The following is a 23,750-nucleotide window of genomic DNA, read 5'->3' as shown; positions in this document are numbered from 1 at the left end:
TCCCCCGACGCTAACCACACCCACCCCACCGATGTGACTACAGAAACACAAGTGACACAGGAAATCTCACCAGTGTGCAACCACGGCGATTGTTGGGCCTACACCCCGTCAAAAAGACACCTCCACCGACACTCCTTCGAGCCATGCCGGTCCGCGTCCCCGGACTTGTCGGTGAACCCACTTAGACTTCGCGGTGCCTTGATAGCCACACCATTTCCGAAGGGAGCGCCGGGATGCGATTCTTCCACACGGCCGACTGGCAGCTGGGCATGACCCGACACTTCCTCGCCGGGGACGCCCAGCCGCGATACTCGGCCGCCCGCCGAGACGCGGTGGCCGGCTTGGGCGCGTTGGCGGCCGAGGTGGGCGCCGAGTTCGTCGTGGTCGCCGGTGACGTCTTCGAACACAATCAACTTGCTCCGCAGGTGATCGGTCAATCGCTGGAAGCCATGCGCGCCATTGGGATTCCCGTCTACCTGCTGCCCGGCAACCACGATCCGCTCGATGCGTCGTCGGTGTTCACCAGTGCCCTGTTCAAGGCGGAATGCCCGGACAACGTCCTGGTGCTCGATCGGCCCGGCATCCATGAGGTACGGCCAGGTGTCGAGATCATCGCTGCGCCCTGGCGGTCCAAGGCGCCGACCACCGACCTGGTCGCCGACGTCCTCGACGGCATCGAGGCGAGCCAACGTACGATCACCCGCATTCTCGTCGCGCACGGCGGCGTCGACGTGCTCGATCCCGACCGCGACAAGCCGTCGCTGATCCGGCTGGCCGGCCTGGAACAGGCACTGGCCCGCGGCGTCGTCCACTACGCGGCACTGGGGGACAAGCATTCGCTCACCCAAGTCGGCGACACCGGCCGCGTCTGGTACTCCGGGTCGCCGGAAGTCACGAATTTCGATGACGTCGAATCCAACCCGGGCCACGTCCTCGTCGTCGACATCGATGACGCCAACACGGTGTCGGTGACGCCCCATCGGGTGGGACACTGGCGGTTCGTCACCCTGCACCGCCAGGTCGACAACAGCCGCGACATTGCCGACCTCGACATGAATCTCGACCTGATGACCGAGAAGGATCGCACCGTGGTGCGACTCGCACTGACGGGTTCGTTGACGGTGACCGACCGGGCCGCGCTGGATGCCTGCCTGGACCGATACGGCCGGCTGTTCGCGCACCTGTGCGCGTGGGAACGCCACACCGACCTGGCGGTGATACCCGCCGACGGGGAGTTCACCGATCTCGGCATCGGCGGGTTCGCCGCCGCGGCGGTCGAAGAGCTAGTCGACACTGCGCGCGGCGACGATCCCGAGGCCGCCGGCGACGCCCAGGCCGCGCTGGCGCTACTGCTGCGGCTCACCGATCGGGGTGCGGCATGAAGCTGCACCGGCTGGTCCTGACCAACTACCGCGGAATCCGGCACCGCGAAATCGAATTCCCCGACCACGGTGTGGTCGTGGTGAGCGGAGCCAACGAGGTCGGCAAGTCATCCATGATCGAGGCGCTGGACCTGCTGCTGGAATCCAGGGACCGCTCCACCAAGAAGGAAGTCAAGCAGGTCAAACCCACCAACAGCGATGTTGGCTCCGAGGTGACAGCTGAAATCAGCTGCGGTACATACCGATTCGTGTATCACAAACGCTTCCACAAGAAGTGCGAGACGGAATTGACCGTCCTGGAGCCGCGTCGCGAGCAACTGACCGGTGACGAGGCGCATGACCGCGTACGCACGATGCTCGCCGAGACCGTGGACAACGATCTGTGGCACGCGCAGCGCGTCCTGCAGGCCACCTCGACCTCCCCGGTCGATCTGTCCAGTTGCGACGCACTGTCGCGGGCGCTCGACGTTGCGGCCGGCGACCAGGCGGCGCTGTCGGGCAATGAGCCCTTGCTGATCGAGCGGATCGACGCGGAATACGCGCGCTATTTCACCGGCACCGGCCGGCTCACCGGCGAGTGGGCCGCGGCCATCGCCCGGCTGAACGACGCGAAAACCGCCGTCGAGGAGTGCAGGGCGGCGGTCGCGGAGGTCGACGACCGGGTGCGCCGCCACGCCGTGCTGAGCGAGCAAGTCGCCGAACTCTCGCAACTACAAGTCGCGGCGGGTCCGCGGCTTGCCTGCGCGCAGGCTGCGGCCGACAAGATCGCCGACCTCACCCGCCAAGCGCGCGAAGCCAACTTGATGGCGTCCGCGGCGATGGCCACCAGCAACGCCGCCATTGCCGCACACAACGGCCGCTTGCGCCTGGTCGCCGACATCGACGCCCGGGCGGCAGCCGTCGCCGCCGCCGAGACCGCAGCACACCAAGCCGCCGAGGCGCAGGCCGCGGCGCGGGCCGAGGCCGACGCGGCCGGTGCCGCGCTGCAGCAGGCCACCCAGGTGGTGGCTGACCTGCAGGCCCGCGCCGAAGCCGCACGGCGCACCGTCGATCGGCGCGGCGACCGTGAACAGATCGACCGGCTGACCGCGCGGCTGGCCAAGATCGACGCGATCCAGCGCGACTGCGCACGCATCACGGCAGAGCTGGACGCGATCGTCCTCACCGATGAGCTGCTTCGGCGCATCGAAAGCGCCGCCGCCGCGGTCGATCGGGCTGGCGACCAGCTGGAGCTGATCTCGACGGCAGTCGACATCACCGCCGCGGCCGAGATCGAGCTCACCGTCGGGCAACAGCGCGTGTCGTTGTCGGCCAGGGAAAGCTGGTCGACAACGGCCACCGGCCCCACCGAGATCGAGGTGCTCGGTGTCCTGGCGGCGCGGATCACCCCCGGCGCGACCGCGCTAGACAGTCAGGCGAAATACGCTGCCGCCCAACAAGAGCTGGCCGCAGCGTTACAAGCCGGCGGGGTCACCGATCTGGCCGCCGCCCGATCGGCCGATCAGCATCGTCGCGAGTTGCTGAGCAGCCGCGACCAAATGACGGCGACACTGACCGGCTTGTGTGTTGACGACGACATCGACGCGCTGCGGGAACGCCTGGTGCCGCTGCGCGCCGACCAGCCGGGCGAACCCGACCTGTTCACCACCGACATCGTCGCGGCCCGCGCCGAGCTCGACGCCGCCCAGGCCGCGCTGCTGACCGCAACCACCGAATGCGAGGCCCGCCGCCGCGAGGCGGCGGCAGCGGACACCCGTCTCACCGAAACCTCCACAACCGCAACACTTTTTCGCAACGAGTTGACCACCCAGCAAGCCGAACTGACCAGGGCCGGCGAACAGCTCACCCACGAGCGCGCCTCGGTCAGCGACGAGGATTTGGCCTCGTCGGCGCTGGCCGGGCAACGCGCCGCCGAAACCGCGCGGCAGCAAGCCGACGAGCTGGATCGGCAACTGGCCGCGGTGGCGCCCGACGCGGTAGCCGCCGAGTTGGCCGCGGCCACCGAGGCCGCCACATCGCTGCGTCGCCGCCACGATGAAGCGACCGCGCAGCTGCGCGCACTCACCATCGAGCTCTCGATTTTCGGCAGTGAAGGGCGGCAGGGCAAACTCGACGCCGCGGAGATCGAGCTCGAGCACGCGGCCAGCCAGCACGCGCGGATCGGCAACCGGGCGCGCGCGGCGCAGCTGTTGCGGACCGTGATGTCCCGCCATCGTGACACCACGCGGCTTGGCTATCTCGAGCCCTATCGCACGGAATTGCAGCGGCTCGGTCGCCCGGTGTTCGGACCCACCTTCGAAGTAGACATCGACAGCGCCCTGTGTATCCGCAGCCGGACCCTCGACGGTATCACGGTGCCCTTTGACTCGCTGTCGGGCGGAGCCAAGGAACAACTCGGCATTCTGGCGCGCCTCGCCGGCGCCGCACTGGTCGCCAAGGAAGACTCCGTCCCGGTCGTGGTCGACGACGCGCTGGGCTTCACCGACCCCGACCGGCTCGCCAAGATGGGCGAAGTGTTCGATACCGTAGGCGCGCACGGCCAGGTGATCGTGTTGACCTGCAGTCCGAACCGTTACGACGGCGTGAAAGGTGCGCACCGCATCGACCTCACCGTGTAGGCTGGGCATCTGTCGCCGTGCTGCTGGTCACCGACGGGCTGGGCAGAATAAGCAGCGATGACGATGAACGCGAAACGGCGTCGGGTGGAGCGCAAGCTGGCGGAACTGCCCGGCGTGCGCCCGGTACGCCGGGCAGCGCCGACGAGTTCGATCTGTATTACGTGCGTGCCGGCCGCAAGTCCACCCACCCGCTGGTCGTCATCCCCGGCGGTCCGGGCGTCGCCTTGCTGCAAGTCTACCAGGGCTACGCCGCCGCGCGGCGAACGTCGGGCTCGACGTGATCATGATCGAGCACCGCGGCATCGGAATGTCGCGGCACGACGACTCCAGTGCGGACTTGCCGCCCGAGGCGATCACCGTCGACCAGGTGGTGGACGATGTCGCCGCGGTGCTCGACGGCCAGGGTGGACTACGCCGTCATCTCCGACACGTCCTACGGCACCTATATCGCGGCCGGCCTGGATGCGCGTCATCCCGGGCGGGTGCACGCGATTAACCTCGATTCACCGCTGTTGTCGTGCCACAACATCGTGCTGGTGTGCGAGGCCGTTCAGGGTCTGCTGTTCGACGGCAACACGCCGGAAACCGCTGCGCTGCCACCCAAAATCGCGTGATTCGATGCAGAGCCGTACGACCTGGTCAGTGAGATGCCTAAATTCAGTTGGCCCACGGTGGTGATCTCCGGCGGCCGTGACCTGGTGACGCCGCGCGCGGTAGCCGAGCGGGTGACATCGCTGGTGCCGGGCGCGGTGCTGCTGGCAGTGCCGACCCACGGCGCACAGTGTCTGGACTTTCGTGAACCGGCGGCGCTCGCCGTCGTCGTGGCGGTGTGTCGCGGCGAGGTTGACGCGCTTGCCGGTCAGGCGCGCACGCTGGACGCACTGCCGTGGCGTCCGGCGCTGCGTGTGCTGTGGAAGGCGGTGCAGGTGGCGGCCGTCGTCGAGGGCGCGTTGCCGGCCCTGCCACTGCGCTAGCAGCGGTTCATGTTTTCATGAAACCGATTGCGGTGTAGTCGATATCGGCCAGTCCCGGCGCACCGAAGTTGGCCAGATCGCTGCGCACCGCGTGGTTGCCAGTCGACTGGTACAGCGGCAGGTTGAACCCCTCCTGCCAGATCATCGAGTCCACCTTATTGGCGAGCGCCCGGGCCTTGTCCTGGTCCAGCTCCGACAGCGTCTCGGTGATCTTCGCGTCGATCGCAGCGTTGCCGATCCGGCCGAAATTGCTTTCGCCGTCCGAGGTGTAGATCTGCGGGAGCGCCGACAGCGGGAAAGCATTGCCCTGCCAGCCGAACTGAGCGATATCGAAATCGCCGAGGCCGATGTATTGGCTGAAGAAACCGTTGCCGGATTTGACGTCGAGGACCAGCTTCACGCCGATCTGCGCCAGGTTGCTCTGCGCGACCATCGCAATCTGACGGTTGGCCGGGGCGTCGAACAGCACGTCGCGGATGACGAGCTGTTTGCCTTCCTTCTCTCGCACCCCGTTGTTGAGCTTCCAGCCCATCGCCTCCAATGCGCTGCGGGCCTTGTCTGGATTGTAATCGCTTGGCGCGCTGTTGTTTTGGTATCCAACCTGCCCCTCCGCAAAGATGTGGTTGTTCAGTGGTGTGGGATGCGTGGTCAGGCCGTGCTGTACGACATCGACGATGGCCTGGCGATCGATGCCCTGACAGATCGCCAGCCGCAGCCGTTCGTCGGCCAGGATCGAACCAGCGGCACCGTTGAAGGTGAAGTGGAACCAGGTGGGGGCCGGCGCACGCCGGATCACGATGCCCGGTGTCCGTTGGGCGGTCACCATATCGTCGAGCGTGCTGATGCCCGCGGCGTCGATTGCCTTGTTCTGCAACGCGGGGATGATGGCGGACATGTCGAGCACCAGGAACGTGATCGAATTCAGCCGCGGCGTGCGGCCCCACCACCGCGGGTTGCGGGTCAACACGATGCGTTGGGCGGTCCAGTCGATGGTGGACACGATGAACGGGCCGGCCGATGGGCCGGGATGTTCGAGCTGGCCCTTGTTGAACACCTCGGGATCGGCCGTCATGCTGCGCGGCTGGATCCCACCGGCGAACATTCCCCGCCATTCGGAGTATGGCGTGGCGAAGGTGACCATCGCCTGCCGGTCGTTGACGCCTCGGGTCACTGATTTCACGCGTTCGAACCCGGACCGGCTGGCGATCAGAAACCTCTTGTCGTGGCCGTTGCACGCTTCAACTTCGGATTTGAGGTCCTCCCAGGTGATCGGCGTGCCGTCGCTCCAGGTTGCCTTCGGATTGATTGTGTACGTGACGGTTTGGGGGTTGGTGCCGGTCAGCTCGGCCCCGGTGAAGTAGTCGGTGTTGAGCTTCAGCGTCCCGTCGGGCTGGGTGAAGAATGCCCCCGGCAGCGTGGCCCTAAGCACCGCGGCGGTGTCAGAGGTGTTGCCATCGATGTTTAGCTCATTGAAGTTGTCCGGGAAGCCCGTCAATGGCAGGCGCAGGTCACCACCATCCCGCAACGTGGCCGGGTCCTGCGGGTTGATATCGCTGCGGGCGCCGAGCTGTGCCGCGCGCGTTTTGGGTAGCTCCTGGTAGCCGGACGAACATCCGGCGGCCACCAACACCAGCGCCACTGCCAGCGCTGCGAGTCTGCGGGCCCGCGGTCTCACCGTCACCTCGCCGATGCTAACCGGCCGTGACATCGGGATGCGCTCGCGGAACGGCAGCCAGCAGTCGTCGGGTGTACTCGTGTTGTGGGTTGCCGAACACCTCGTCGCTGTCACCCTGCTCGACGATGGCGCCCCGGTAGAGCACCACCACTCGGTGCGCCAGATGCCTGACTACCGAAAGATCGTGTGAGACAAACAGATACGATAGGTCGAACCGGTCCTGCAGGTCGAGTAGCAGGTTGATGATGCCGGCCTGGATCGACACGTCCAGCGCCGACACCGGTTCGTCGAGTGCCAGTATCTTGGGTTTCAGCGCCAGCGCCCGCGCGATGCCGATGCGCTGCTTTTGCCCACCCGAGAGCTCGGCCGGATAACGAGTCGCGTCGGCGTGGCGCAGGCCTACGATGTCCAACAGTTCCGCTACCCGCGCGTCGGCGTCGTCCTTGCGAAATTCGTTCGCCTGCAAAGGCTCGGCGATGACCTCCGATACGGGCAACCGGGGATCCAGCGACGCCACCGGATCCTGGAATACCACCTGGATGTCGCGTCGCAGCGCGCGTCGGCGCTGCGGGCTTAGCCCCGCCACGTCGGCGCCGAGCACCTCGATGGTGCCCGACTGCGGCGGCGCCAGCTCCAGTACCTGTTGCAGCGTGGTCGATTTGCCCGACCCGGATTCCCCGACGATCGCGAGCGTGCGCCCCCGTTCCAAGGTGAAGCTAATGCCGTCGACGGCCCGCACCTCACCCACCCGCCGGCGGAAGACGACGCCCTTGGTCAGGGGGTAGGTCTTGGCGAGGTCGGTGACCCGCAGCACCACGTCGCGTTCGTCCGCCGCGCTGGCGGTGGCGGTCGGATGGGTTGACACGCCGAAGATTTCGGCCTCGGTACGACCCGCGACCTCATCGGTGCGAATGCAGGCCGCCCGATGGCCTTCCGTGACGGGGATCAAAGGTGGTTCGGCCGAACGGCACTCGTCGATCACCAGCGGACACCGCGGAACGAACGGACATGCGTCGGGCACCGACTCCGAGACGGTAGGCGCGCCGGGAATCGGGATCAACCGGGTGCCCTGGGCGGCGTCGAGCCGCGGCACCGAACCAAGCAGCCCGACGGTGTAGGGCATCCGGCGATCCCGATACAGATCGTCGACCGATGCGATCTCGACCGCACGCCCGGCGTACATCACCATCGCCCGGTCGGCGAACTCCGAGACCACCCCCAGATCGTGGGTGATGATCAGTACACCCGCGCCGGTGACGTCGCGCGCCGTCCGCAGCACGTCGAGAATCTGCGCCTGGACCGTGACGTCCAGCGCGGTGGTCGGTTCGTCACAGATCAGCAGCTCCGGGTCGTTGGCGATCGCGATGGCGATCACCACGCGCTGGCGCTCGCCGCCGGACAACTCGTGCGGGAACGCCTTCGCCCGGCGGTCGGGCTGCGCGATGCCGACGAGGTCGAGCAGTTCCACTGCCCGCTTGCGGGCGGCGGCCCGGCCGACGTCGCGGTGGTGGACCGTGATGGCTTCGGCGATTTGGTCTCCGACGGTGTACACGGGTGTCAGCGCCGACATCGGGTCCTGAAACACGGTGCCGATCGTCTTTCCGCGGATCTGCGACATCGCCTGGTCGGGCAGCCCGAGCAGCTCCCGGTCCTGTAGCCGCACCGAACCGGAGACCTGTCCGTACTCTGGCAGCAGCCCGACCACAGCCATCGCGGCGGTGCTTTTGCCGGAGCCGGATTCGCCGACGATGGCAAGGACTTCGCCCGGATCGATGTGGTACGACGCACCGCGCACCGCGGACACCCGCACGTCTCCGGTGTCGAATGTGACGCTGAGGTCGGTCACCTCGAGCAGTGCCGTCACCGCGGCATTCCCACCGGCTTGGCCCTTTTGCGGTGCGCGGGCCGCGCGGACGGATCGACGGCATCGCGCAGCCCGTCGCCGGCGAGGTTCGCGCACAACACAATCGAGACCAGCGCCACGCCCGGGAACAGGAAGACCCACGGGAATGTGGTCACCGACGGCGTGCCCTCGGCGATCAGCGTGCCCAACGACACATCCGGTGGCTGAACACCGAAGCCCAAAAAGCTCAACCCGGTTTCGGCCAGGATCGCAAACCCCACGTTCAGGGTCGCGTCGACGATCAGGATCGACGCCACGTTCGGCACGATGTGGTGGACGATCACCCGTCGGCTCGATACGCCCATATACCGTGCCGCGCGGACGAATTCGCTTTCTCGCAGGCTCATGGCCAGGCCGCGCACCATCCGTGAGCTGACCATCCAGCCGAATGCGGCGAGCAACACGATGAGCCACAGGATGCTGTTCGCCTGCTTGGTGCGTGGAGTGACGATGGCGATCAGCAGGAAACTGGGCACCACCAGCAGCAGGTCCACGACCCATATCAGCGTGCGGTCCCGCCAGCCGCCGAAATAGCCGGCAATCGAGCCGACGGTCGCGGCGATGGTGGTCGAGATCAGAACCACACAGAACCCGATAAGCAACGACTTCTGCATGCCGCACAGTGTCCGCGCCAGCAGATCCTGACCCAATGCGTTGGTACCGAACCAGTGTCGCGGCGACGGCGGCTGCAGCAACGCGTGCAGATCCAGTTCGGTGTAGCTGTAGGGAAGCAGCGGCGGCACCGCGTAGCAGGCGATGAACGACAACAGCAGCAGCATCAGCGCCGTCGCGGCGGGCTTGTTACGCAGAAAACGGCGAACCAACAGGCTGCGTCGCGAGGCGAAGCCAGCGACCGGGTCGATGCCGGTCATGACACCCGTACCTGTGGATCCAGCGCCGCGTAGATGACGTCGGACAACAGGCCCGCCAAAAGCACTGCCGCACCGGAAAACAGCGTGATCGCCGCGACGACGTTCGCGTCCTGGCTCGCGATACCCGACACCACCCATTCACCCATGCCGTGCCAGCCGAAGATCTTCTCGACGAACACGGCCCCGACGACCAGCCCGCTCACGCCGTAGGCGAACAAGGTGGCCATCGGGATGAGCGCGGTGCGCAACCCGTGTTTGAACAACGCACGCCGACGGGTCAAGCCCTTCGCGCGCGCGGTCCGGATGAAGTCCTCGCCGAGCACGTCGAGCATCGCATTACGCTGGTAGCGGCTGAAACTCGCGATCGCGCCCAGCGCCAGCGTCAACGTCGGCAACACGATGTGCTGCAATCGACCGATCAGCTCGTCGAAGGTTCCGGTGGCCGGCAGCGGCGAGGTCTCGCCGGTGTACTGGAAGATCCCGACGCCGGCGAGCATGTTCACCCGCAGCGCACCGAGAATGAGCAGGCTCGCCAACAAGAAAGACGGGATGCTCAAGACGATCAACGACAACACGGTGATCGCCCGGTCGCTGAGCCGGTACTGCCGCACCGCGCCCCACGCACCCACGACAACGCCGATCAGGGTGCCCAGCACCGAACCGGTTACCACCAACCGCAGGCTCACCCCGACCCGTCGCCACAACTCCTGGGAGACCGGATGACCGGTGACCGTCATCCCGAAGTCTCCGTGAACCACACCGGCAATCCATTTCGCGTAGCGGATGGGCACCGGCTGGTCCAGACCGAGCTGAACGGCCTTAGCGTGAACGGCCTCCGGCGGCGGTACCGGGTGGCGCTGCACGAAGCTGTCGAGCGGATGAAATGTCTGGGAGGCTAGCAAAAAGGTCAGGAAGGACGTCAGCACCAGCAGGACGACGTAGTTGAGGAAGCGCCGGGTGAGGTACCGGATCATGCCCGGCAGGCCTGCGTGCATCGCATTGGGACAGGTTAGCGAGATAACCGCCGGCTGGCTCGGAACCCGGCGACCTCTGTCCGCACCCCCCATAGCCAGGTCATATGATGAATTCTTCAACTGATCAATTTTATGAGTAGTAAATTCTTCAGGAGCAAACGTGGAGTCGAAGCCCCTTTACAAGCTCAAAGCCGACTTTTTCAAGACGCTCGGCCACCCGGCCCGCATCAGGGTTCTCGAGCTGCTGGTGGAGCGGGACCGCATCGGTCGGGGAGCTGTTGGTGTCCGACGTTGGACTTCGAGGCGTCAAATTTATTCCAACAGCTGGCGGTGTTGCGTCGCGCGGGGGTTGTCGTCGCGGACCGCGACGGCAACGTCGTGACGTATTCGATCGCCTCGCCCGATATTGCCAGGACGGCCGCACGTCGGGGACGCAGTGTGGCGGTGGCCGGACTGCTGATAATAGGTCTGTACCCGTTGATGTTTTTCTTCCGTTCCGGTATAATACAGCGTCGACGGCCTAGTACGCCGTGATGCTCTGCATGATGGTGCTGACACTGCCGCTGGCCGTGGTGGTGGTGCTCAAGGGCAAGGTGTGGACCGGCGGCATGTTTGGTATGTTTATCGTGGTCCTGGTGATCGTCGGTGCGTTGCGACTGTCCCGCCCGCACGCGCCGTGGGCCCGCTGGCGATACACCACCCGCCCCGACAAGATGCGGCGCGCCCTGCAGCGAGAACGCCGGTGGCATCGCCCCGTCGTGCAGGCCAAGCTGTGGCTGCAGTGCGCGATCGCCTGCACCCCGGGGCTGCCCGACGACCCGATGGTCGATGCCCAGCTCGACCACGACGTCCATCCCGTGCCGCCACCGGAGGAAACCGCGCCGATCCTGATCGGCGGATAGCCTGGCCCTAGGCTTTGCTGAGTGCGGTACTTCTACGACACCGAGTTTACGACACCGAGTTCATCGAGGACGGCCGCACTATCGAGCTGATCTCCATTGGGGTGGTCGCCGAGGACAGCCGCGAGTACTCGGTCTCCACTGAGTTCGATCTCGGGCGCGCGGGCAGCTGGGTACGGGCCAACGTGCTGCCCAAGCTGCCGCCGCTGGCCTGGCAGCTGTGGCGTTCGCGCAGGCAGATTCGCGAGGATCTGCGAGGATCTGAAGGAGTTTTTCGGCGTCTTCGGACCGAACCGAACGAGCTGTAGGCGTGGGTCGGGGCCTACGACCACGTGGCCTTATGCCAGTTGTGGGGGCCGATGCCGGGCCTGCCGAAGGCGATACCGCGGTTCACCCGGGAGCTGCGCCAGCTGTGGGAAGACCGCGGATCGCCGCGGCTGCCACCCCGGCATCGTGACGTCCACGACGCGTTAGTGGACGCCCGGGATCAGTTGCGTCGCTTCCGGCTGATAGTGTCCGGCGACGATGCGGGCCAGGAAGCGACCCGATGAGCAACCCCAGCAGCGCTGGGGGTACCGGCCTGGGAACGGGCGAACTGGCGTAGGCCCTGGCTGGCCGTAGATATCATGGACCGATGAACTGGACCGTCGACATACCGATCGACCAGCTGCCGGCATTGCCGCCGCTGCCCGCCGACCTGCGGACGCGGCTCGACGCCGCGCTGGCCAGGCCGGCTGCGCAGCAGCCGGCCTGGCCCGACGATCAGGCCACGGCGATGCGCACCGTGCTGGAAAGCGTGCCGCCTGTGACGGTGCCTTCCGAAATCGTCCGGCTGCAAGAGCAACTTGCGCAGGTCGCCAGTGGAGAGGCATTCCTGCTGCAGGGCGGTGACTGCGCCGAGACGTTCGTCGACAACACCGAGCCGCACATCCGTGGCAACGTGCGCACGCTGTTGCAGATGGCCGTTGTGCTGACCTACGGCGCCAGCCTTCCGGTGGTCAAGGTGGCCCGCATCGCGGGCCAGTACGCCAAGCCGCGGTCGGCCGACATCGACGCGTTGGGGCTGAAATCCTACCGCGGCGACATGATCAACGGTTTCGCGCCGGACGCCGGCGCCCGCGAGCACGACGCGTCGCGGCTGGTGCGCGCCTACGCCAACGCCAGCGCGGCGATGAACCTGATGCGGGCGCTGACCTCGTCCGGCCTGGCGTCGCTGCACCTGGTGCACGACTGGAACCGCGAGTTCGTCCGGACGTCGCCAGCGGGTGCGCGCTACGAGGCGCTGGCCACCGAGATCGACCGGGGCCTGCGGTTCATGAGCGCCTGCGGGGTGGCCGACCGTAACCTGCAAACTGCGGAGATCTACGCCAGCCACGAGGCGCTGGTGCTCGACTACGAGCGCGCCATGCTGCGGCTCTCGGACGGCGCGGACGGCGACCCGCAACTGTACGACCTGTCGGCGCACACCGTGTGGATCGGCGAGCGGACCAGGCGGCTCGACGGCGCGCACATCGCGTTCGCCGAGGTGATCGCCAACCCGATTGGCGTCAAGCTCGGTCCGACGATGACGCCCGAGCTGGCGATGGAATACGTCGAGCGCCTCGACTCGCAGAACAAGCCGGGCCGCCTGACGCTGGTCAGCCGGATGGGCAACAACAAGGTCCGCGACCTGCTGCCGCCGATCATAGAGAAGGTGCAGGCCACCGGTCATCAGGTGATCTGGCAGTGCGACCCGATGCACGGCAACACCCACGAGTCGTCCACCGGATACAAGACCCGTCACTTCGACCGCATCGTCGACGAGGTGCAGGGCTTCTTCGAGGTGCACCGCGCGCTGGGTACCCACCCGGGTGGCATTCACGTCGAGATCACTGGCGAGAACGTCACCGAGTGTTTAGGTGGCGCGCAAGACATTTCGGACCACGACTTGGGTGGACGCTACGAAACCGCGTGCGACCCGCGGCTCAACACCCAGCAATCGCTGGAGTTGGCGTTTCTGGTTGCGGAGATGCTGCGCGACTAGCGTTTCGGTGTCGCCGGGCGAAACACCGCCCGCACGTTCCCGAGCACGATGCGCGGCAGCAGCGCCGGATCCCGCAGCCGGCCGGACGGGTCGACGAGGTTGAGCACCCGCAGGAACCGTTCGGTCAGCACGGCGTCGTGGGCGGCGGCGTTGAGCGCCGCCCGCACGGTCCAGTCGCCCAGGCGCCCTCGCGGCTGACCCGGCTGGCCGGCATCGACGCGGTCGCGGGGCTTGATTGCCGGCCCACGTCGCACCGATGTATCAGGCTGCCGCACCGAAAAAGCGTTGTGCCAGTTGGGTTTCGCCGGACCCTAAGCACCCTCGCAGGGTGGCGCCTGCAGCGCGGCGATCGTGATACCCTGACCGTAGGTCGGGTCGAGGCAGCACACGGCATCCCCGATCACCAGCAGACCCGACGGGAATCGGGGCATCCGGTCGTAGTACCACCACACCGCACCGGTGTGGTGGTAGGTGACCGCCTCGCTGATGGGTTGTGCGTCATGTAGCCCGTGGCAGATCGCCGGCGTCAGCGGCGTGCTCGGCCGCGGCGAACATTGTCGCGAAATCGGCGGGCGGTTCGCCGTGCGCTGTCGACTGGCCGACGGTCAGCGTCCAGGTGTCGTGTTCGTCGGCCAACAGCAGGTCGCGGGGCCGGCCGCCGCCGAGACTGAACATCACCACCCGCTCGGCGATGCGGCCCGCGGTGATGGAGAGCCGTTGGGTCGAGTAACCCAACCTGGTCACCGCACGGTTTTCGGGGGCGGCCGTATCCGAGACCGGCCAGAAACGCCGGAGTGTGCGTGGCGCAGCCCATCGCGTCGACTACCAGTTAGGCGGTCAACGTCCTGTCGAACCCGCTGTCGCGCTTACGGATTCGTATGCCGGTGACACGGTCGGCGGTGGCGACCGGGTCGAGCACGTCGTGCCCGTCCAGGAAGGACACGTGCGCAGGGTCTTGACCCGACGGCGTACCCCAGGAACGGCATGCTGGCCAGACACAGCGTCAGCGGCGACGGATCGGCCAGCGTGCCGGAACGCTTGAACTCGTGGCGCCCGACCCGTCCGTACACCCGCGACAGGGTCGCCGTCGTCGAGCACCACCGCTCCGGCCATGGCCAGTTCGCCGAGCAGCCCGGGGAACCACTCCGCCAAGATCTGCACGCCACGGCCGAGCAGGTTGTGCAAGTGGCGGCCCTGGGAACACCCTTGCTGTAGGTGGGGTAGTCGGGCAACCAGTCCCGCTCCACCACGCTGACCGAATCGTAAAAGTCCGAAAGCACCCGCGCGGCAAGCAAACCCGCCATCCCGGCGCCCAGTACCACGGCACGCTCGCCGAGCCGATTCGGTAAGTCCGCGTCGTTCGATGTCGAACCCATGTAGCAGTACGGTATACCGAAAATTAAGAAAAATAAGATATTCTTGAGGTTATATTAAGGCTTAGTCTCACCCCGGGGTGAGAATGGGAGGTCACCCGGTTCACGCACCAGGTGTGGTCGGGTAGAAAGGGTGCTTCGGGCCGACGACCCGGCATGCGAAGCCACGGAAGGGCACTCACGTGACGTTTAAGGTTCCGCCGGCCAAGTTCGCGCGCGTTGTTGACCAGGTTCGCCATTACCTGTCGCGGCTGCGCCAGCGCTCGGCACCGCCCGAGGTGGTGATGCTCGAACTGATCCTGAATGCGTGGGTGGCGCAGGCGATCGCGGCCGTGGACGACCTTGGCGTGCGGACGCCCTGGCCGCCGGACCGTTGACCGGCACGCAGGTGGCGCAGCGGGTCGGCGCCGATGCCGACACCCTGACCCGGTTGCTGCGCGCGGTTGGTCGGCGTCGGGCTTTTCCGCCGGCAACCGCGACGGTCGTTACGCACTGACCCCGCTCGGCGACACGCTGCGCTCGAAGCGCCCGTGTCGATGGACGGGATGTCCCCGGTGGGTCGGCTCGCCGCAACATCACGAGCACTGGAGCCACCTGACCGACGCAATACGGACCGCGACCCCGGTGATCCCGCGGCTGCGCGGCAAACCGGCCTTCCGGTACCTGGCCGACCAACCGGAGCTCGCCGAGATCTTCAACTCCGCGATGACCAGTCTGTCCGAGTTGGCGACCACGCCGCTGACCGCCGCCTACGACTTCGGCGCGTTCGGGACGATCATCGACGTGGGCGGCGGACGCGGCCGGCTGTTGTCGGCGATCCTGGCCTCGGCTCCGAATGCGTGCGGCGTGCTGTTCGATCTCCCCGAGGTGGTGGCGGTGCCCCGAAGCTGTTGCGCAAGTACGGTGTCGACGACCGCACCCGGATCGAGGAAAACTCGTTCTCCGATTTCGTGCCCGCGGGTGGTGACGCGTATGTACTGAAGAACATCATCCACGACTGGCCCGACGACGACGCGATCCGCATCCTGAGGAACGTTCGCGCCGCCGCTCGGTCCGGGGCCCGACTGTATGTTGTGCGAGCTCGTCATTCCGGACCACGACCGCGACTTCCCCGGCAAAATTGTGGAAATCGAGATACTGGTCGCCGTCGGCGCACGCGAACGAGTACGCCCGGCTGTTCGACCAAGCCGGGTTCCGGTTCGACCGCGTCGTCGAATCCGTGTCGCCGCTGAGCATCGTGGCGGCGACCGCGGTCTGATCGGCGCCTAATCCGTCACAGCAGCCCGGTCAGATTGCTGCCGAGCGTCCAGCCGACCGTCGCGACCAAACCGGACAGTGCCAGCACGAACGCCACCCATACCAGCACCATCCGGCGGGCGTGCTGACGAGCCAGGGCGAATTCACTGAGCGAGATGCCGGCGAATTCGCCCGTGCCGGAATCGTATTCGTATTCCGGGTCAGCTTCGTGGTCCGCCGGCGGGCGCCCCGGGGGTCGCAGCCCGGCCCAATCCTCGGGACCCCGGGTCAACTGGCGGGTGGGCTGACGGACCGGCTTGCCGCGGCCGGGCTGCGCCGGCGCGGCCCGCTGCTGGTGCGTGCGGTTGTGGTGCAGCGCCGCCGACCGGTGCTGGGCGGAATTCCGCGGCGCCGGCACCCGGCAGTCCGGCAGCCCCAGTTCGTCGACGATCGCCTCCAGATCGGCGGCCATCTCGATCGCGTCCGCGTACCGCTCGGCGGGGTTGCGAGCGGTCGCGCACGCCACGAAGTCGTCTAATTGGGCTGGCACGCCGTCGATCACGTCGCCCGGGCGGCCCACGTCGTGGTCCAGTCGCTGGTGGGCGATCGACAGCGGGGAATCGCCGCTGAACGGTGTGCTACCGGTCAGCAGCTCGTGGGTCAGGATGCCGGTCGAGTAGACGTCGCTGCGTGGACCGGCGTTGCCGTCCCGCACCTGCTCGGGTGACAGGTAGGCAGCAGTTCCCAAAATCACGCTAGTGGAAGTGATTCCGGCCGTGGCGACCGCGCGCACCAAGCCAAAGTCGGCGATCTTGACCTCGCCTTCGTCGGAGATCAGCACGTTCTCGGGCTTGACGTCGCGATGCACCAGCCCCGCGCGGTGCGCGGCGGCCAGCCCGCCCAGCACCGGGCGCAGCACCGCCGCGACGGCATGCGGCGGCATCGGGCCGCGCTCGGCCAGCAGCTCTCGCAGCGTGCCGCCCTCGATCAGTTCCATCACCAGAAATGGGTGCCGCGCGTCCAGCCCGTGGTCGTAGACGGCGACCAACCCGGGATCCTTGAGCCGAGCGACGGTGCGCGCCTCCAGCTGGAAGCGGGCCAGGAACTGGCTGTTGCTGGCGTACCGCGCGTCCATCACCTTCAGCGCGACCGGCCGGTCCAGGCGGGTATCCAGGCCGCGGTACACCGTCGAGGTTCCCCCGCTGGCGATCTTGCTCTGAACCAGATAGCGGCCATCCAGCAACGCGCTGTCCAACGGGTCGTCCGTCCTGGCTCTGGTCACGGGGCCATCGTAGGTGGGGGCGCGGACGGCTCCACGAGGCAAGGGGCACATCCGCGCAACTCGCCTACCCACCCGGGAACCAGGGCCTACACTTGCGCCGTGGGCAATAATTCCAGCTGGCGATGACGTGCTAAACCCCGACGAGCCAACCTACGACCTGCCCCGGGTCGCCGAATTGCTCGGCGTACCGGTGAGCAAGGTGCAGCAACAGCTGCGCGAAGGTCATCTGCTCGCGGTGCGCCGCGATGGCGGCGTGGGTGATCCCGCAGGTGTTCTTCACCAACGGCGGCGAGGTGGTCAAGAGCCTGCCGGGGTTGCTGACGATCCTGCACGACGGCGGTTATCACGAGACCGAGATCGTGCGCTGGCTGTTCACCCCGGATCCGTCGACGATCATCCGCGACGGCAGTAGGGATGAGATCAGCAACGCCCGCCCCTTCGATGCATTGCACGCCCATCAGGTGCGGGAAGTGGCGCGTCGGGCTCAGGCGATGGCTTACTGACGGCGTACTAGGCGGCCAGTGGTTGGTCGGCCGGCGTGGCCCGCGCCTCCGGCGCGCGGTACAGCGCGTACCAGCTGACCAGCGCGGCCGCGGTGGCGGCGGAGAAGTGCAGCCACGAATACATGCCGTGCGACCCATCGGGTTTGAAGATTACCATGGTCCACGTCGACAGTCCGGCGATCAGCGCGATCGCTCGCCGCGACTGGGCCAGTGGGGAGGCCACCGCCAACGGCCACGAGTAATACCAGGGCAGGGCGGCCGGCACGAACAGCACCACGATCAGTATCGACCACGCCATCCCGGTCAGTGCATCCCGGTCGTCGCGCCGGAACCGCCACCACAACACCGGCAGGGACACCGCAATGATCGCGATGCCGATGTAGCGGGTGATCCGCAGCGTCTCATAGAAGTCGACCTGGAAGAGCCCGTTGAACGCGAAGTGAATCACGTTGGCGGCGGCGGTTGGCACGGTCAGCCAGTTGATGATCTTCACCGACCCGGCCAGCGCGGTGAGCCACCCCAAGCCGACGCCGGCGGCCACCGACAAGACGGCGAACACTGCGGCGAAGATCAGCACGCCCAGTGCGGTGGCGGTCGCGAACCCCTGGGCCGGCCGCCAGCCCCGCTGCAGGCACAGGTGCCGCATCCACAACCACACCAAGAACGGCAACGCGAGACCGGCCGTGGCTTTGACCGCGACCGCGACCGTGACCAGGGTGACGCCCAGGACGTGGCGGCCTTGGAAGGTGAGCGCGATCCCGGTGGTCATCAGGCCCACCATCAGCATCTCGTTGTGCACCCCACCCATCAGGTGGATCAGCACCAGCGGATTGAGCACGCAGATCCACAGCGCGGCGGCGCCACTGGTGCCGAGGTGGCGGGTTAGCCGGGGAGCGGCCCAGATCAGCAGCGCCAGGCCGGGCAGCATGCACAGCCGCAGCAGCATGGTACCGAGGATCACGTGGTTGCCGGCCAGCATCGTGACGAGTTTGGCAATCAGGATGAACACCGGGCCGTATGGCGCGGTGGTGATGGTCCATATCGGACTTACGTTGTCCAGCAACACATTCGGATTAGCCACCGGGCCCACCGCGTACGGGTCGAAGCCATCGCGGAGCAGGGCGCCCTGGGCCAGGTACGAGTAGGTGTCGCGGCTGAACACCGGAACCGACAGCAGTAGCGGCGCCAACCAGAATCCGGTGGTGGCGCGCATCATGAATTCGGTCGTCTCGCCGGCGATGAGCCGGCGGCCCAACACCAGCCAGGCGAACAGCAGCACCGCCACGCCCGTCCACAACAGAATAGACGACAGCACCAGCCCGTGGCCGAAACGCAGCCAGGACATGTGGATCGCCTCGAGCACCGGATCGTGTGGTTTGGTGCTTCCGGCGCCCAGGCCGCCGATCGTGATCAGGACCGACCCGGCAAAGCCCAGCTCGGCCGGCCGGGCCTGGGGTGTGGTGAGAAACACTTTCATTTGTGAAAGGTATTCTCCTACAGCGTTTTTGGCTATCGCCGAACGGGCTGGAGACGAGTCGGGGGGCATCGTTCAGGCGGATCGGTCGGTGGCCGCTTTGGCCAGCTCGGACAGCCCGGCCTTGGCCGGCGCGCTGATGGGAGCAGCGGCGAGTGCCTGCAGTGCACCCTCGGTCAGGGTGGTGATGCGGTGCTCCGCGGCGGCCAGGGCTCCGACCGACTCGATGACATTGCGCAGCTCGTCCACCTGGCCGTCGCTCAGCGGTGCACCGATCGAACTCCGTAACAGGTTGGCCACCAACGGATCTGACTTGTCGGCCAGTTCGACCGCCTCGGCCAGCAGCACCGTGCGCTTACCGGAGCGCAGATCGTCACCGGACGGTTTGCCCGTCACGGCCGGATCCCCGAACACGCCCAGCACATCGTCGCGGAGCTGGAACGCCACCCCGAGGTCGGTGCCGGCCTGCTGGAAGATGGCTTGCACATCGGGCCGGTCGGCGGCGACCGCCGCGCCGAGTTGCAGCGGCCGCGCCACCGTGTAGCAGGCCGTCTTGAATCGGTCGACGTTCATCGCCGACGTGATCGACTCCGCCGCGCTGGCCTCGGCGACGATGTCCAGGTACTGCCCGCCGAGCACCTCGGTGCGAATGTCGGCCCAGACCCGCAGCACGCGGCGTTGCGCCGCGGGCGTCAGGTTGGCACCGAACACGATGTCGTCGGCCCAGGCCAGCGCGAGGTCGCCGAGCAGGATCGCGGCCGAGATGCCGAATCGGTCGGCGGAGCCCTGCCAATTCCGATCGCGATGCAGCGTCGCGAAGCGGACATGCACCGTCGGCCGGCTGCGGCGGGTGGAGGAGTCGTCGATGACGTCGTCGTGCACCAGCGCGCAGGCCTGCAGCAGTTCCAGCGCGGAAAACAGCAACAGCACTTCGGGATCGGGTTCAGTGTCCGCGACCGCGCGCCAGCCCCAGTACGCGAAGGCCGGACGCAGCCGCTTACCGCCGCTGAGCACAAAGTCTTCGAGAGCGGCGATCAACGCCGCGTAGTCGTCGCCGATGTAGGCGGTCTGGGTACGCCGGTTGTGCAGATACCGGCGTAGTTGCTCGGCAATGGCCCCGGTCAACTCGGTGGTCGCCGCTGCTGGGGATTTCACGCTCAGCGCGCTACCCCCTTTCTGCCTCGGCATGCCTCGCTGTAATCCAGGCCCGATCAGTGTATTCGGCGCCACAATCCGGGTACTTCGCCTGGCGCACAATTCCCCCGCGGGTTGGCATCGCGGCGCGCCCCTATGCTGGCGGGGTGCGATTCGTCCGAGGAAGAGGAGCCGCGTGACTCTCAACACCGTTGCTCTCGAGCTGGTGCCGCCGAACGTGGACGGGGGGCGGGAGCGGGCGCTCGACGAGGCGCGCAAGGTCTTGCAGTACTCGGCCGAATCGGGTCTGGATGGGCGCATCCGTCACGTGATGATCCCCGGCATCATCGCCGAGGATGACGACCGTCCCGTCCCGATGAAACCCAAGTTCGACGTGCTGGATTTCTGGGCGGTTATCAAGCCCGAGCTGCCCGGCATGACCGGACTGTGCACGCAGGTGACCGCGTTCATGGATGAGCAGACGCTGCGGCGACGGCTCACCGCGCTGACCGACGCCGGGATGGAAGGCGTGGTATTCGTCGGCGTCCCGCGCACGATGAACGACGGCGAGGGCTCCGGCGTCGCGCCGACCGCCGCGCTGTCTATCTACCGCGACCTGGTCGGCAATCGAGGCGTGATCCTCATTCCCACCCGGGAGGGGGAGCACGGTCGGTTCAATTTTAAGTGCGACCAGGGCGCCAACTACGGCATGACCCAGCTGCTGTACTCCGACGCGATCGTCGGCTTCCTGACCGAGTTCGCTAAGAACACTGATCACCGGCCGGAGATCCTGCTGTCGTTCGGGTTCGTGCCGCAGATCGAGGCCAAGACGGGCCTGATCAACTGGCTCATTCAGGACCCTGGTAACCCCGGCGTGGCCGCCGAGCAGGAGTTCGTCCGGAAACTGGCCGCCAGCGAACCGCCGCGCAAGCGCCAGCTGATGCTCGACCTGTACAAGCGGGTGGTCGACGGCGCCGCCGAACTCGGCTTTCCGCTGAGCATCCATCTGGAGGCAACCTACGGCCTGTCCGCCCCGGCGATTCAGACGTTCGCCGAGATGATCGAGTACTGGGCGCCGGCCCAGCGCGTCTAACCCGCGGCCGGCCCGGTCAGGCTGGCGCCGGGCTAGCTCGCTGGTGGCGCACCCGCGGGTGGACCGCCCGAGGTGGTGAACCGCTCGGAGCGGTCCCGGCTTATCCAGGCCAGCAGCGCCACCACGCCGGCCCCCGCGAACGACGCGATACCCAGCCAGACGCCCGCGCCGGTGAACGAGCGGGTGTTCGGGTCGGTGTAGCGGGCCTGGGCCGTGATCGTCGTCACCACGCCCGGCTTGAGCTTCCACGACACCGCGTCGGGGTCGACGCGGTCGCCGTTGGTCGAGGTCACGGGCCCGGGGAAGGCGACGGTCACCTCGACGTCGGCGTCCGGATCGGTCAGCGAGGTCAGATCCGCGCGTCCCTCCAAAATCACCACGTTGCCGTTGCGGCGCAGCGACAGGCTCATGCCCGCGGCGTCGGAGTTCATGTTGGCCAGCTGCGGTAGTTCGGCGAACGTCAGATCGGCGAACACCGCCTGCGATCCCACGTAGCCGTCGCTGTCGTAGGTCGACACCGCCACCTTCTGGTTGAACGCCAGGTTGTTGGTGTCCAGCTGGGGGCCGGTGTCCTTGGGCGTTCTCGGCTTGGCCGCCGCGATGATCTCCCCGGAGACCAGGTCATCGGGGGAGACGGTCAGCGACGCCCTTGCACGCAGGCACCCGGTCGTCAGGGGGACCAGCAGCACCAGCATAGCGAAAGCGAGCACGCAGCGCCGCCGGGCGGTGAACCTTCGGGCTCGACGTGGGGGAGAGCTGTCGCGCATCAGGTCATCGTGCCAGATCCGGTGTGCTGGTTACCCGTCGCCGGGGAGCTGCAGCGGCAGCGGGCGGCCCAGAATGGCGAATGCCCGTGGGTCACCGGCGAAGTAGTAGCGGCGGATAATGTCGGTGAAGCCGAGCCGCCGGTACAACCGCCACGCGCGGTTGGCCTCGCCATGGGTTTCCGGCGTGGACAGCAGCACGTTCTGTTCGCAGCGGCCAGCTAGCAGTCGGCGTGCCAGGGCCTCGCCGATGCCATGGCCCTGGGAGCGGGGATGAATGTGCAGCTCGGTCAGCTCGAAATAGCTGTTCATAAGCCGTTCGATCTCCTGGGGCGGCAGACCACCCCGCTGCAACCCCAGGACGACCTGCTGCTGCCACCACTGCCCGGGAGCGCCAGGGTAGCCGTAGGCCACACCGAGCAGCGGCGCATCGGCCAGTTCCGCCGCGGGTGGCGGCCACTCATCGGTGGCCGGGTCGGCTTCCACGGCGGCGGCCGCCCGCCAGCCCGGCTGGTGGATGTGTTCCAGCCACATCGCGGCACGCTGCTTCTCGGTGCCCGCCGGATACCGCATCGCGTCGGCGTACACCCTGAGGGCGTCGGTCAGCCGGCGCGCCATGTCGTCGCGCGGCAAATCGATGAGGAATATCGCCAATTCGCGGTGTCCTCTCGTCCCGATGATCGGGCGTCGCTATCCGGCGGTGGCGCCGGGCGGATGGCCCGTAACGCCATTATCGGGCCGCAGGGCCACAGGCCGGAGGGCCGGTGGGGCAGTCGAACCCACGATCCGGTCCGCGCGGGTGAGGGTCCGGCAAGACTGGTGTAACTCACACCCTTGCCGTCCGATGATTGTGCGGACCAACGGAGGTAGAATCGCGGCTGAACTAGTGGTACGCGTCAGATTGACCTCGTATCATTTGACTTAGTTGCCCAGACAACGGGCATCCGCGTGCTATCGATAGTTACGTGTCAGACTGTCGGTAAGGAGGGACGAATGCCACTCTCCGAGCATGAGCAACGGATGCTCGACCAGATCGAGAGCGCACTCTACGCCGAGGATCCCAAGTTCGCGTCAAGCGTACGGGGCGGCGGCTTTCGGGCACCCACGGCGCGGCGCCAGCTGAAGGGTGCGGCGTTGTTTGTCATCGGTCTGGCGATGATGGTTTCCGGGGTGGCGTTCAAGGCCACGATGATAGGAACCTTCCCGATTCTCAGCGTCGTCGGCTTCGTGGTGATGTTCGGCGGTGTGGTGTTCTCCATCACCGGGCCGCGGCTGGCCGGCCGTCCGGCTGCGCCCGGGCCGGGGCAGGGCCCGCGGCAACGCCGCACCAAGGGCGGCTCCTTCACTAGCCGCATGGAAAACCGCTTCCGGCGCCGCTTCGACGACTAGCAACCACCCGACAAGAGGCAGCCGTGCTGGCTGTCCCTTTGTTCTGCGCCCGCCACGAGCCGAAACACCTTGCGGCCATGCCGGTTACCGCACGCCGTAGGGCGTTGCGAAGCTTTGAGTCCGTTTCGACGCCCAACTGAGGCTCAATCGAGTCGCGTCCCCCACCGCACGCCCCACCTTCC

Annotated in this window: 21 protein-coding genes and 6 pseudogenes; 15 read left to right on the top strand and 12 right to left on the bottom strand. The window is 67.0% G+C overall.

Annotated features, from left to right (window positions below; genetic code table 11):
• The first annotated feature begins 233 nt into the window (after nucleotides 1-233).
• The 3 genes and pseudogenes from FQ389_RS14805 to FQ389_RS14795 all read left to right on the top strand — a co-directional run bounded on the left by FQ389_RS14805 (nucleotide 234) and on the right by FQ389_RS14795 (nucleotide 4,974).
• On the top strand, nucleotides 234-1,382 hold the full coding sequence (locus FQ389_RS14805) for a metallophosphoesterase family protein (protein WP_144208978.1): 1,149 nt from the start codon (nucleotides 234-236) through the stop codon (nucleotides 1,380-1,382).
• Nucleotides 1,379-4,000 carry an AAA family ATPase gene (locus FQ389_RS14800; protein ID WP_144208975.1) on the top strand — a complete coding sequence of 874 codons (2,622 nt, stop codon included), beginning with the start codon at nucleotides 1,379-1,381 and terminating at the stop codon, nucleotides 3,998-4,000. The genes FQ389_RS14805 and FQ389_RS14800 overlap by 4 nt, the downstream gene beginning before the upstream one ends.
• A 57-nt stretch (nucleotides 4,001-4,057) precedes the next feature.
• A pseudogene (locus FQ389_RS14795) lies at nucleotides 4,058-4,974 on the top strand (alpha/beta fold hydrolase).
• 7 nt (nucleotides 4,975-4,981) lie between these two features.
• Here FQ389_RS14795 and FQ389_RS14790 read toward each other — a convergent pair.
• From FQ389_RS14790 to FQ389_RS14775, 4 genes are read right to left on the bottom strand one after another with little or no spacing between them, the layout of a single operon-like run.
• The gene (locus tag FQ389_RS14790; protein WP_144208972.1) at nucleotides 4,982-6,682 is read right to left on the bottom strand and encodes an ABC transporter family substrate-binding protein; all 1,701 of its coding nucleotides are present in this window, start codon (nucleotides 6,680-6,682) and stop codon (nucleotides 4,982-4,984) included.
• The gene (locus FQ389_RS14785) at nucleotides 6,666-8,513 is read right to left on the bottom strand and encodes a dipeptide ABC transporter ATP-binding protein (RefSeq protein WP_144208968.1); all 1,848 of its coding nucleotides are present in this window, start codon (nucleotides 8,511-8,513) and stop codon (nucleotides 6,666-6,668) included. The genes FQ389_RS14790 and FQ389_RS14785 overlap by 17 nt, the downstream gene beginning before the upstream one ends.
• Nucleotides 8,510-9,424, bottom strand: coding sequence for an ABC transporter permease (locus FQ389_RS14780; RefSeq protein ID WP_144208965.1), 915 nt, complete (start codon nucleotides 9,422-9,424; stop codon nucleotides 8,510-8,512). The genes FQ389_RS14785 and FQ389_RS14780 overlap by 4 nt, the downstream gene beginning before the upstream one ends.
• Nucleotides 9,421-10,398, bottom strand: a complete 978-nt coding sequence (locus tag FQ389_RS14775; protein ID WP_144208986.1) for an ABC transporter permease — start codon at nucleotides 10,396-10,398, stop codon at nucleotides 9,421-9,423. The genes FQ389_RS14780 and FQ389_RS14775 overlap by 4 nt, the downstream gene beginning before the upstream one ends.
• A 160-nt stretch (nucleotides 10,399-10,558) precedes the next feature.
• Here FQ389_RS14775 and FQ389_RS14770 point away from each other — a divergent pair.
• From FQ389_RS14770 to FQ389_RS14755, 4 genes and pseudogenes are all read left to right on the top strand, one after another.
• Nucleotides 10,559-10,932, top strand: a pseudogene (locus FQ389_RS14770) (ArsR/SmtB family transcription factor).
• Nucleotides 10,933-10,943: 11 nt separating this feature from the next.
• Nucleotides 10,944-11,300: pseudogene (locus FQ389_RS14765) on the top strand (hypothetical protein); the annotation flags it as partial.
• 17 nt (nucleotides 11,301-11,317) lie between these two features.
• Nucleotides 11,318-11,848 (top strand): annotated as a pseudogene (locus tag FQ389_RS14760) (polyadenylate-specific 3'-exoribonuclease AS).
• An 83-nt stretch (nucleotides 11,849-11,931) separates the two neighbouring features.
• Nucleotides 11,932-13,320, top strand: a complete 1,389-nt coding sequence (locus FQ389_RS14755; RefSeq protein ID WP_144208957.1) for a class II 3-deoxy-7-phosphoheptulonate synthase — start codon at nucleotides 11,932-11,934, stop codon at nucleotides 13,318-13,320.
• Here the strand turns inward: FQ389_RS14755 and FQ389_RS20540 are convergent.
• From FQ389_RS20540 to FQ389_RS20530, 3 genes are read right to left on the bottom strand one after another with little or no spacing between them, the layout of a single operon-like run.
• Nucleotides 13,317-13,595 (bottom strand): hypothetical protein, encoded by a 279-nt coding sequence (locus FQ389_RS20540; RefSeq protein WP_260860809.1) that lies wholly within the window; start codon nucleotides 13,593-13,595, stop codon nucleotides 13,317-13,319. The two genes, FQ389_RS14755 and FQ389_RS20540, sit on opposite strands and share 4 nt — an antisense overlap.
• A 36-nt stretch (nucleotides 13,596-13,631) precedes the next feature.
• The gene (locus FQ389_RS20535) at nucleotides 13,632-13,772 is read right to left on the bottom strand and encodes a hypothetical protein (protein ID WP_260860808.1); all 141 of its coding nucleotides are present in this window, start codon (nucleotides 13,770-13,772) and stop codon (nucleotides 13,632-13,634) included.
• A gap of 46 nt (nucleotides 13,773-13,818) precedes the next feature.
• On the bottom strand, nucleotides 13,819-14,064 hold the full coding sequence (locus FQ389_RS20530) for a hypothetical protein (RefSeq protein WP_260860807.1): 246 nt from the start codon (nucleotides 14,062-14,064) through the stop codon (nucleotides 13,819-13,821).
• Between the two features lie 240 nt (nucleotides 14,065-14,304).
• Here FQ389_RS20530 and FQ389_RS20525 point away from each other — a divergent pair, with 240 nt between their 5' ends.
• The 5 genes and pseudogenes from FQ389_RS20525 (at nucleotide 14,305) to FQ389_RS21670 (ending at nucleotide 15,951) form a co-directional block, all read left to right on the top strand.
• Nucleotides 14,305-14,535: a hypothetical protein gene (locus tag FQ389_RS20525; protein ID WP_260860806.1), complete on the top strand. Its 231-nt coding sequence runs from the start codon at nucleotides 14,305-14,307 to the stop codon at nucleotides 14,533-14,535.
• A gap of 340 nt (nucleotides 14,536-14,875) precedes the next feature.
• Nucleotides 14,876-15,070, top strand: coding sequence for a hypothetical protein (locus FQ389_RS20520; protein ID WP_260860805.1), 195 nt, complete (start codon nucleotides 14,876-14,878; stop codon nucleotides 15,068-15,070).
• A 247-nt stretch (nucleotides 15,071-15,317) separates the two neighbouring features.
• The gene (locus tag FQ389_RS20515; protein WP_260860804.1) at nucleotides 15,318-15,674 is read left to right on the top strand and encodes a methyltransferase; all 357 of its coding nucleotides are present in this window, start codon (nucleotides 15,318-15,320) and stop codon (nucleotides 15,672-15,674) included.
• Nucleotides 15,644-15,715 (top strand): annotated as a pseudogene (locus FQ389_RS21675) (hypothetical protein); the annotation flags it as partial. The gene FQ389_RS20515 and the pseudogene FQ389_RS21675, both read left to right, overlap by 31 nt.
• Before the next feature lie 98 nt (nucleotides 15,716-15,813).
• On the top strand, nucleotides 15,814-15,951 hold the full coding sequence (locus tag FQ389_RS21670) for a hypothetical protein (protein WP_327021939.1): 138 nt from the start codon (nucleotides 15,814-15,816) through the stop codon (nucleotides 15,949-15,951).
• Nucleotides 15,952-15,966: 15 nt separating this feature from the next.
• On the opposite strand, the gene FQ389_RS14740 is transcribed toward FQ389_RS21670, so the two are convergent.
• Nucleotides 15,967-17,262, bottom strand: coding sequence for a protein kinase domain-containing protein (locus FQ389_RS14740; protein ID WP_144208954.1), 1,296 nt, complete (start codon nucleotides 17,260-17,262; stop codon nucleotides 15,967-15,969).
• Nucleotides 17,263-17,317: 55 nt separating this feature from the next.
• Here FQ389_RS14740 and FQ389_RS14735 point away from each other — a divergent pair.
• Nucleotides 17,318-17,714 (top strand): annotated as a pseudogene (locus tag FQ389_RS14735) (Rv2175c family DNA-binding protein).
• 7 nt (nucleotides 17,715-17,721) lie between these two features.
• Here the strand turns inward: FQ389_RS14735 and FQ389_RS14730 are convergent.
• Both FQ389_RS14730 and idsA2 read right to left on the bottom strand, forming a co-directional pair.
• On the bottom strand, nucleotides 17,722-19,260 hold the full coding sequence (locus FQ389_RS14730) for an alpha-(1->6)-mannopyranosyltransferase A (protein WP_144208951.1): 1,539 nt from the start codon (nucleotides 19,258-19,260) through the stop codon (nucleotides 17,722-17,724).
• Between the two features lie 3 nt (nucleotides 19,261-19,263).
• The gene (idsA2, locus tag FQ389_RS14725) at nucleotides 19,264-20,313 is read right to left on the bottom strand and encodes a bifunctional (2E,6E)-farnesyl/geranyl diphosphate synthase (RefSeq protein ID WP_144208982.1); all 1,050 of its coding nucleotides are present in this window, start codon (nucleotides 20,311-20,313) and stop codon (nucleotides 19,264-19,266) included.
• Nucleotides 20,314-20,518: 205 nt separating this feature from the next.
• Here idsA2 and FQ389_RS14720 point away from each other — a divergent pair, with 205 nt between their 5' ends.
• On the top strand, nucleotides 20,519-21,415 hold the full coding sequence (locus FQ389_RS14720) for a mycobacterial-type methylenetetrahydrofolate reductase (protein ID WP_144208948.1): 897 nt from the start codon (nucleotides 20,519-20,521) through the stop codon (nucleotides 21,413-21,415).
• A 32-nt stretch (nucleotides 21,416-21,447) separates the two neighbouring features.
• Here the strand turns inward: FQ389_RS14720 and FQ389_RS14715 are convergent, their stop codons facing one another.
• Nucleotides 21,448-22,182 (bottom strand): LppM family (lipo)protein, encoded by a 735-nt coding sequence (locus FQ389_RS14715; RefSeq protein WP_144208945.1) that lies wholly within the window; start codon nucleotides 22,180-22,182, stop codon nucleotides 21,448-21,450.
• A 30-nt stretch (nucleotides 22,183-22,212) separates the two neighbouring features.
• Complete coding sequence (locus tag FQ389_RS14710) at nucleotides 22,213-22,833, bottom strand: GNAT family N-acetyltransferase (RefSeq protein WP_144208942.1); 621 nt, start codon at nucleotides 22,831-22,833, stop codon at nucleotides 22,213-22,215.
• Nucleotides 22,834-23,172: 339 nt separating this feature from the next.
• On the opposite strand from FQ389_RS14710, the gene FQ389_RS14705 reads away from it, so the two are divergent.
• Nucleotides 23,173-23,568: a DUF3040 domain-containing protein gene (locus tag FQ389_RS14705; RefSeq protein WP_144208940.1), complete on the top strand. Its 396-nt coding sequence runs from the start codon at nucleotides 23,173-23,175 to the stop codon at nucleotides 23,566-23,568.
• Nucleotides 23,569-23,750 lie beyond the last annotated feature (182 nt).

The organism is Mycobacterium tilburgii (assembly GCF_902168065.1).
Classification (GTDB): Bacteria; Actinomycetota; Actinomycetes; order Mycobacteriales; family Mycobacteriaceae; genus Mycobacterium; species Mycobacterium tilburgii.
This window is presented reverse-complemented; position numbering and strand designations above follow the sequence as displayed.